General features: G+C 69.5%; 10 protein-coding genes. 2 read left to right on the plus strand and 8 right to left on the minus strand.

Annotated features, from left to right (window positions below):
- Positions 1 to 662: L,D-transpeptidase family protein (locus VH914_12820; protein ID HEX4492082.1), on the plus strand; the 662-nt coding region annotated here is incomplete at its 5' end.
- A gap of 17 nt (positions 663 to 679) precedes the next feature.
- Here the strand turns inward: VH914_12820 and VH914_12825 are convergent.
- Positions 680 to 1,870, minus strand: a complete 1,191-nt coding sequence (locus VH914_12825; protein ID HEX4492083.1) for an MBL fold metallo-hydrolase — start codon at positions 1,868 to 1,870, stop codon at positions 680 to 682.
- A gap of 127 nt (positions 1,871 to 1,997) precedes the next feature.
- Between VH914_12825 and VH914_12830 the strand changes: the two genes are divergently transcribed.
- Entirely contained in the window at positions 1,998 to 2,504 is a 507-nt protein-coding gene (locus VH914_12830; GenBank protein HEX4492084.1) for a hypothetical protein, read from the plus strand.
- A gap of 7 nt (positions 2,505 to 2,511) precedes the next feature.
- Here the strand turns inward: VH914_12830 and VH914_12835 are convergent, their stop codons facing one another.
- The 7 genes from VH914_12835 to groEL form a co-directional block, all read right to left on the minus strand.
- Positions 2,512 to 3,195: an NUDIX hydrolase N-terminal domain-containing protein gene (locus VH914_12835; protein HEX4492085.1), complete on the minus strand. Its 684-nt coding sequence runs from the start codon at positions 3,193 to 3,195 to the stop codon at positions 2,512 to 2,514.
- Between the two features lie 10 nt (positions 3,196 to 3,205).
- Positions 3,206 to 3,703, minus strand: coding sequence for a hypothetical protein (locus VH914_12840; GenBank protein HEX4492086.1), 498 nt, complete (start codon positions 3,701 to 3,703; stop codon positions 3,206 to 3,208).
- Positions 3,684 to 3,929 (minus strand): NIL domain-containing protein, encoded by a 246-nt coding sequence (locus tag VH914_12845; protein ID HEX4492087.1) that lies wholly within the window; start codon positions 3,927 to 3,929, stop codon positions 3,684 to 3,686. Before VH914_12845 ends, VH914_12840 begins: the two co-directional genes overlap by 20 nt.
- Positions 3,926 to 4,711, minus strand: coding sequence for a chlorite dismutase family protein (locus tag VH914_12850; GenBank protein ID HEX4492088.1), 786 nt, complete (start codon positions 4,709 to 4,711; stop codon positions 3,926 to 3,928). Before VH914_12850 ends, VH914_12845 begins: the two co-directional genes overlap by 4 nt.
- A 73-nt stretch (positions 4,712 to 4,784) precedes the next feature.
- Positions 4,785 to 6,014, minus strand: coding sequence for a hypothetical protein (locus VH914_12855; protein ID HEX4492089.1), 1,230 nt, complete (start codon positions 6,012 to 6,014; stop codon positions 4,785 to 4,787).
- Positions 6,011 to 7,258 carry a hypothetical protein gene (locus VH914_12860; protein HEX4492090.1) on the minus strand — a complete coding sequence of 416 codons (1,248 nt, stop codon included), beginning with the start codon at positions 7,256 to 7,258 and terminating at the stop codon, positions 6,011 to 6,013. The genes VH914_12855 and VH914_12860 overlap by 4 nt, the downstream gene beginning before the upstream one ends.
- A gap of 135 nt (positions 7,259 to 7,393) precedes the next feature.
- Positions 7,394 to 8,444: chaperonin GroEL (gene groEL / locus VH914_12865; protein ID HEX4492091.1), on the minus strand; the 1,051-nt coding region annotated here is incomplete at its 5' end.

Below are 8,444 nucleotides of genomic sequence, written 5' to 3' on the forward strand. Positions count from 1 at the left end.
AGTTGCACATCGACCCGGGTCCGGTCGACGGCGTGTACGACCAGTCGACCGCGTACGCGGTCGATGCGGTGGAGAAGATCTACGGCCTCCCGCGCGACGGCGACATCGGCAACGCGGTGCAGTACGACCTCACGTGGTTCAAGTGGCCGAAGCCGCTCACCACGAACGCGGATCCGAACCGCGTCGAGGTGTCGCTCGACAACCAGTACCTCGTGCTCTACCAGAACAACTGGATCAAGCAGATCGTCACCGTCTCGACCGGCGGGGGCTACGCGTTCTGCGGTGGCGACTCGGGTTGCCAGTACGCGGTGACGCCGCCGGGCAAGTTCGCGTTCACGCACTACATCAACGGTTGGCGCACCAGCAAGCTTGGTCACCTCTACAAACCCTTCTATTTCAACGGTGGAATCGCGATCCACGGTTACCCCGAGGTGCCGAACCACGCGGCGTCGCACGGGTGCGTGCGCATCCCGATGAAGGTCGCCGACTACTTCCACAACTACCTGCACACGGGCATGGCGGTCTACGTCGTCGGAACACCGTCGCACGCGCTCGGCGTACGCCCGCCGACGCCGGCCACGACCACCACCACCGCACCCGCGGTCACCACGACGACGAAGCCGCCGGCCACCAAGCCGACGCCCACGACCGTCAAGCCGTAGGCAACGGCGCGCGCTCGCTAACTGCGGGGCGCGACGCGGTAGTAGAGCCGGCCGTCTTCGCTCCACGCTTCGGCCTGGCCCGCGTGCGCGAGGTGCTCGAGGTGGGCGAAGGTCTCGCTCTCGGCCATCGTGCCCCAGTGCTTCTTGGGGAAGACCTCGTGCGAGAGATCGACGACGGTCGCGGCGCCGATCGCGAGTGACGCCTCGCGCAGCATCTCCATCCGCTCTTCGTGATGGCGCTTGATCGCGTCGACGCGTCCGGGGACGTCGTCGAAGGGCACGCCGTGCGCGGGGAGCCCGAGCTTCACCCCGTCGAGCTGACCGACGAGGTCGAGCGTGGCGAGGTACGAGCGCAGCGAATCGCCGCGGCTTACACCCGACACGTGCGGCGTGATCGTCGGCAACACGTGGTCGCCTGCGAGCAGCGTGCCGGTCTCGGGGTCGAACAGGCAGAGGTGGTCGACGGTGTGGCCGGGCGTGTGCAGCACCTGCCACTCGCGGTCGGCGAGCCGCAGGTGCTCACCGTGGTGCACGCGCTGGGTCGGCTCCGGCGGCGTGAACAGCATGCGCAGGGCGCGGATCATCACCCGGCGTTTGAACGGCGGCCCCGGGTTGGTGGTTCCCCACGGCGTCGGCGTGCCCCACGGCTTCGACGTGGTCTCGGTCTCCGACGTGTCGTCGGGGATGACGCCGGCTGCGGCCTCGTCGGCGACGGTCGGGATCTCGTCGGGATTCACGTCGACCGACTGCGCGACCATTGCGGCTTCGTGCTCGAGCCGGCGGGCTTCGCCCTCGCTCAGGGCCCGCTGCGCGGTCGGGCCCTTCACCGTCCACGTCGAGAACGCGTGGTGCGTGACGATCGGTGCGCCGGCCTGCTTCGCGAGCCGGCCCGCGCCGCCGAAGTGATCGGGGTGCGAGTGCGTGACGATCACGGTGTGCACGTCGCGCATGCGAAAGCCCGCGGCCGACAGGCGTTGCTTGAGCGCCTTCCACGACTGCGGACCGGGAAGGCCCGGGTCGACGACCGCGAGGCCCTTGTCGTCGACGAGGCCGTACATGTTCACGTGGCCGAGGCCCGGCATCCAGATCGGCAGCTGCATGCGCAGCACGCCCGGCGCGACCTCGACGATCTCGTCCGACGCCGCGTCCTGCTCGGACTTGTGGGGTCGAGCCCCCTCCAATGCCTGCTTCGGCGCGACGTCGGTCACGCCGTCGATGTTACGGCCGGCGCTTCGCGCGGCGCCTTTCTGCAGGTCACGCGGGCGAGCGTGTCCGCGATCGAGTGGCGAACATCGATGCCGACGGATCACCCGCACCCATCTAGCCTCCGCGCCGATGGGGACGCGCACGCCGACCGCGCTGTGGCTGATCGACGTGGGACTCGTGGCCGCGCTCGACGGGGGCCTCGGCATCCCGGTCGACTCGTACGTGAACGGATCGCAGACCTGGCTCAGCGCCGACGGCCCGAACGGGGTCGAGCTCGAGTGGCGGCTGCACCCGGTGTCGGCGTACCGCGTGCCCGACGGCCTGACGCACTACGACGTGTGGGACGCGGTCGTCGACGCGGTCGCGGCCGGTGCCGATGCCGGCGCGCTGCCGCTCGGGAGCGAGACGCGCGCGCTCACCACATTGTGGGACGGGCTCGAGTGCTACGCCGCGTACGGCGACGAGATGGAACCCGCGACGCTCGCGGCCGCGGCCGCCGAAGTGCTCGGACGCGCGCCGGACGCGGCCGGGCTCGTCGACCACGAGGCGATCGGCGACGCGTGGGAGAAGACCATGGGCCAGGTCTCGATCGTCGAGTTACTGCTCGCGCAGCTGAAACCGACCGCGTCGCAGTAGGCGCGCGTCACGCCCTCCACGGCGGCGTGCGCGGCGCGTCGAAGCTGCACGGACGCGTCTCGCCGTCGATCGCGGCGAACGCGAGCTCGGCCCAGCGGTGCGCGCCCGCGAGCGGCTGCGGCAGGCGGTCGCGCGCGTAGAAGCCGACCTGGCGCGTCTCGAGCGGGTGACCGTTGAGCTCGCCACCGATCATCCGGCAGTGGAAGACCATCGAGTACATCGGCACGCGCGCGAAGCCGAGGCGCAACCCGTCGAGCACCGCGATCAGCGAGACCGGCTCGACCTCGATACCGGTCTCCTCGTACACCTCTTTCACCGCGATCTCCGACGGTGAATAGCCGACGTCGGCCCACCCGACGGGATACAGCCAGATGCCGGAGTCGGCGCGCTGTGTCAGCAACAGCTCACCGTTCTCGTTGCCGACGATCGCCGCGACCGCGGTCTTCGGAGTGACGTAGCCGGGCACGCCGTTGCCGACCGTCGTGAGCCACTCGTCGTAGAGCACGTCGCCTTCGGCTTCTTCGATCGCCGCGTGACGAATGTCGGCCGCGATGTGCAACACCTCGTCGAAGCGCTCGCGCTCGTACAGGCTCTGCGTGAAGCCGAGTCCCGTGCGCGCGATGCCCGAGAGCGCCTCGGACCAGCGCAAGAGATCCGATGCCGAAGCGGAGTACGCAACGTCGTCAGCCATGCGCAGGAGACTACGGCGATTCCGAATCTGTCTCCGCCGCACGGCGCTCGCGCAGCACCGCGGCCTTCGCGAGTCCCCACGCGAGCAGGAGCGGTCCGAGATCGGGATCACCGAGATCGCCGAGCGTGCGCGGCGCGAGGTCGTAGTCGTCGTCGGGAAACGCGCGCGCGTCGAACTCGTCGCGTTCGACCTCGGGCACGCCGGCCGCGCGCAGCACCGCAGTCGGCACGGGCACGAGACCGCGCACGAGCTGCAACGGTGTCGTCCGCTGCGCGGCGGCGTCGAGCGCGAACAATGCGCGCAGGTCGGCGACGACGCGCGCCGCGGCCGGACCCGCGGCCGCCTGGGCTGCGGCGATCGCGGCCGCGCGCGCGGCGTCGTCGAGGCGTCCCCACAAGTCGACGATGCGCGTCACCGAAGCGACGACCCATTCCGGTGCACACCGTTCGACGCCGGCAACGATCTCTGCGCTCGCGTGCGCGAGGTCGTCAGCCGGCGACGACGTCACCTTCCATGGGATTCACGGTGCAGCCCTGGCCGATGAGCCAGTCGATCGCGGAGTCACGCGCACCGGTCGGACCGTCGAGCTCGAGGATCATCCAACCGGTGTGCGCCTCGACGTTGGCGCGCCGGATGTTCGGCACCACGTCGAAGCGGCGGATGATCTCGTAGATCATCGGCTTCGCGACGAGGTCCTCGGGAAAGTTCACGAACAGCCGCGCCGGTTGCGTCACGGTTGCTCCCCCGCGATGCCGACACGCGCGAGCGCATCGGCGGGGTCGAGGACGAGACCGGTGTAGAAGGGACCGAACTCCGCGTACTTCGCCGACGCCTCGTCGAAGCGCATCTCGTTCACGATCTCTTTCAGCACGACCGGGTCGTCGGCGAGGAGCGTGACGCCCCACTCCCAGTCGTCGAGACCGGTCGAGCCGGTGATGAGCTGGAGCACGCGCCCCGCGTAGGTGCGACCGACGCGCGCGTGGCCGCCCATCAGACGCTTCCGCTCCGCGAACGGCAGCTCGTACCAGTTGGCGCCGGCATCGCGTCGCTTCGACATCGGATAGAAGCCCAGCACCGCGCGCTGCGGGAGTTGCGGATGCAACCGCGCGTCGACGTAGTGCTCCATGCGCTCGCCGAACGCCGCGACCTTCTCCTCGAGCTCCGCGCCCTTCAAACCCTCGGCGACGAGGCGTGCGCGCTCGTCGTCGGCCGTCGACGTGTACTCCGACTTCTCGGTGAGCGACACGTACGACCACACCCCGTCGAGCGGTGTGGCGCTCAACTCGTGCTGGAACTCCTGCAGCCGGGCGAGGTCGGGACCGAGCACCATGAAGCCGAGATCGGCCTTGTGCCCGAGCACGGTGAACACGATCGCCTGGTGGCCCGACTCCTCGAGCGCGGCGATCGCGTCGAGCACGCGCTTCGCCGCGCCGGGCTCACGCGTCGCTCGCTCGTGGTCGACCCGGTAGAAGAGGTGCAGCACACCCCACCCGATCGACGGACGCACCTCTTGCATGCATCAACGCTACCGCGCGTCGCGCGATGTTCCGTTCACGCCACCGGATCGTCGCGCGCGAGCGACGGATCGTTCACGGCTTGACGAAGACCCAGCTCGCGCCCGTGCTGAACCCGGTCGCACCTTCGCGGTCCTCGCCACAATCAGCGTCGACCGCACGCGCGCGCGTCGTCTTCACGACCGCGAGGTTCGCGAGCCCGGTGATCGGGTAGCCGGCGACCGCCGACATCGATGCGCCGCTGCTGTCGAGCAGGAGCATCTGCTTCGGCTCGTAGAGCTCGCAGCGGCCGATGTTCAGACCCTGCGACGCGATGTCGAACGCGCCGCCGAGCGCGACCCAAGTGCCGGGCTGGAGCTGCGCATGCGCGAGCGGGCTCGAGCGGGTTCCCGGCGCGAGCAAGCACTGCCCCGTCTGCGTGAGCACGAGCGCATCGGTGGCGGCCGCCGTCGTCCCGTCCACCGGGCACGTCGATGACGACGCGCGCTTCACCGTCGTCGCCTTCCACGCGAAGAGCACGGCACCGGGATCGATGTACGCGCCGCTGCCCGCCGCCGTGCAATTCAGATGCACCGTCTTGCGCTTCGCCGCCTTCAACTCGCCCGCGTCGAAAATCGTGCTCGCCGCGTGCAGCCCGCTCGAGGTGCCGAGCTCACGCTGCGCGCCACCGTTCACCGCCTCGTCGCTGCAAACGACCTGGACCGACGCCGCCGACAACACGACCGGCGTGACCTTCGCGAGAACGACCCACGCGCCCGGCGGCAGCGTGAGGGTCAGCACGCCCTTGTTGACACCGGAGGGCAGATCCGTCTGCGCACCCGCGGTCGCGACGCGCACGCGTTGCGGCGTGGCCGCGAACGCGACGAGGTTCGACTCGCCGTCGACGAAGCCCCCCGCGTTGCCCGCGGTGCCGTCGTGCCCGCACTCCTGCGTGATCGTGACGCGACCGGTCGCGGTGAAGACGGCGAGGTTCGTGACGACGTCGTACGGGATCGAGGGATTCAGGAACGTGGTCGCGCCATCGAGCGCGGTCGCATGCGTCGTGTCGACGAGCTGGCACCGGAAGAAATCGCCCGACGTACCCGCGTTGATGACCGACGCCTTGCCGACAAGCGTCCAGGTGCCCTTCGGGATCGTGATCGACTGCACGACGAACAGGCCGGGACTCGTGAGCGAGACGGAGTTCGGATTCGTCGCGCTCACGACGGTCGGCGGCGCGGCGGTCGCAGGGGTCGACGACGAAGGAACCGTCGCCGCGATCGCGCCGAGGAGCACGACGAATGCGAGGAACGTTGCGCGTCTCATGGCTTGATGAACCCCCAGCCGCTCTCCGCACTGACGGCCGGATCACCAGCACCGTCCTGACCGCAGCGCGCTTCGATGTCGACGTGCTTCGGGACGACCACCACGCCGAGATTGGTGATGCCGGTCGTGGAGAACCCCGGGTACTGCAATGCCGCGCTCGACACGTCGAACTGCTTGCCCTTCGATGCGTTGAGCAGCTGACAGCGCACAACGTTCGGGTCCCTCGGCCAGAGGTCGTCGAACGCACCGAGCGCGACCCACGTGCCCGCGTCGAGATGCGCACCGGCGATCTCCGTCGGGAAGCTGCCGTTCCCGACGTCGCAGACCTGCTGGTTCAGGACCAGCGCGTCGGAGGTCGCGGCGGCGGACAGCGTGAGCGGGCACTGGTTCGGCGCCGCCGACGTCGCCGAGGCCAGGTGCGTCGCCTTCCACGCCCACAAGACGCTCCCGGGATCCAGATAGTTGCCGTCGGTCGCGGCTTCGCACTCGAGCGTGAACGTCGTCGTCGTGGAGACCGAGATCGGCTGGACCTGCACCATGGTCGACACGCCGTGGTCACCGCTCGCGCTCGGCCCGAGCACGCGCTGGAAGTCGGGCGCGGAACCCAGCCGGCAGAGATCTACGCCCTCCGAGCCCGTGAGGTCGACGGGCGTGACCTTCGCGACGACGACCCAGTTCCCCTTCGGCAGGCTCAGGTTCGCGACTCCGGAGAACTCACGGTTCGGCAGCGGCGTCTGCGCCGTCGTGCGGGCCGTGCGCACCCGCGTCGCGGGAGTGAGGAACGCGACGACGCTTGCGCCCGCGTCGATCGAGCCGGCGTCGCCGCCGTCGACATCGTGACCGCACCGCTGCTGGATCGTGACCGCGTGTTTTGTCTTGAACACCGTGATGTTCGTGATGACGTCGCGCGTCACCGTGGGGTTCAACGACGTCGTCGCGCCGTCGAGCTGCGTCGTCGGGCTCGTCGCGACCAGCGTGCAGCGGAAGAAGTCGCCGCCGCTCGGATCGATCGCGGTGGCCTTGGCGAAGATCGACCAGTTGCCCGCCGTGAGGCTGATCGATTCGATCGTCTTCAATCCCGGTGTCGCGAGCGTGTGCGCCTTCGTCGTCGCATGGTGCACGACGGTCGGCGCGGCGGGAGTGTTACGAGTCGGACGCGCGGACCCGGTCGTCGCGGGCACCGCAACGATCCCGACGACCAGCGCGCCGACGAGCGCGATGTGTCGCACACGACGAGGTCCCATCCCTGACTCCCCCGAGCTTCGCGTCCCTCCGCGGCGCAGAGCGTACGACGTGATCACGCTCCGGGACCACGTGCGAACGCGAAGCGGGCCGCCCCGAAGGGCGGCCCGCAACAGACTCGCGGGAACGGTGACGACTTAGAAGTCGCCCATGCCGCCCATGTCGGGCATGCCGCCGCCGGCACCGGCGCCGGCACCCTTCTCTTCGGGCTTGTCGGCGATGACGGCCTCGGTGGTGAGGAACAGCGCCGCGATCGACGCCGCGTTCTGCAGCGCCGAGCGGGTCACCTTGGCGGCGTCGATGACGCCCGCCTTCACGAGGTCCTCGTACTCACCGGTCGACGCGTTCAGGCCGTGCGCACCCTTGAGGCTGCGGACCTTCTCCACGATGACGCCACCCTCGAGACCCGCGTTCAGCGCAATCTGCTTCAGCGGCTCCTCGAGCGCCCGGGCCACCAAGCGCGCACCCGTCGCCTCGTCACCCGCGAGGGTGCCGGCGAGCTCGAGCACCTTGGCCTGCGCACGGAGCAGCGCCACGCCACCGCCGGGCACGACGCCCTCCTCGACCGCGGCCTTGGTCGTCTGCACCGCGTCCTCGATGCGGTGCTTCTTCTCCTTGAGCTCGACCTCGGTCGCGGCGCCGACCTTGATGATCGCGACACCGCCGGCGAGCTTCGCCAGCCGCTCCTGGAGCTTCTCACGGTCGTAGTCGGAGTCGGTGTTGTCGATCTCGTTGCGGATCTGCTGGATCCGACCGGTGACGTCGGCCTTGGCGCCCGAACCCTCGACGATCGTGGTCTCGTCCTTGGTGACGACGATCTTGCGGGCGCGGCCCAGCAGGTCGAGCGTCGTGCCCTCGAGCTTGAGGCCGACCTCTTCGCTGATGACCTGGCCACCGGTGAGGATCGCCATGTCCTGCAGCATCGCCTTGCGGCGGTCGCCGAAGCCCGGCGCCTTGATGGCCACCGACTTGAACGTGCCGCGGATCTTGTTGACCACCAGCGTGGCGAGGGCCTCGCCCTCGACGTCCTCGGAGATGATCGCGAGCGGGCGTCCGCCCTGCATGACCTTCTCGAGCACCGGCAGCAGGTCCTTGACCGCCGAGATCTTCGAGCTCACCAGGAGCACGTAGGCGTCGTCGAGGACGGCCTCCATGCGCTCCGGGTCCGTCACGAAGTACGGGGAGATG

This window comes from Acidimicrobiia bacterium (assembly GCA_036271555.1).
GTDB lineage: Bacteria > Actinomycetota > Acidimicrobiia > IMCC26256 > PALSA-610 > DATBAK01.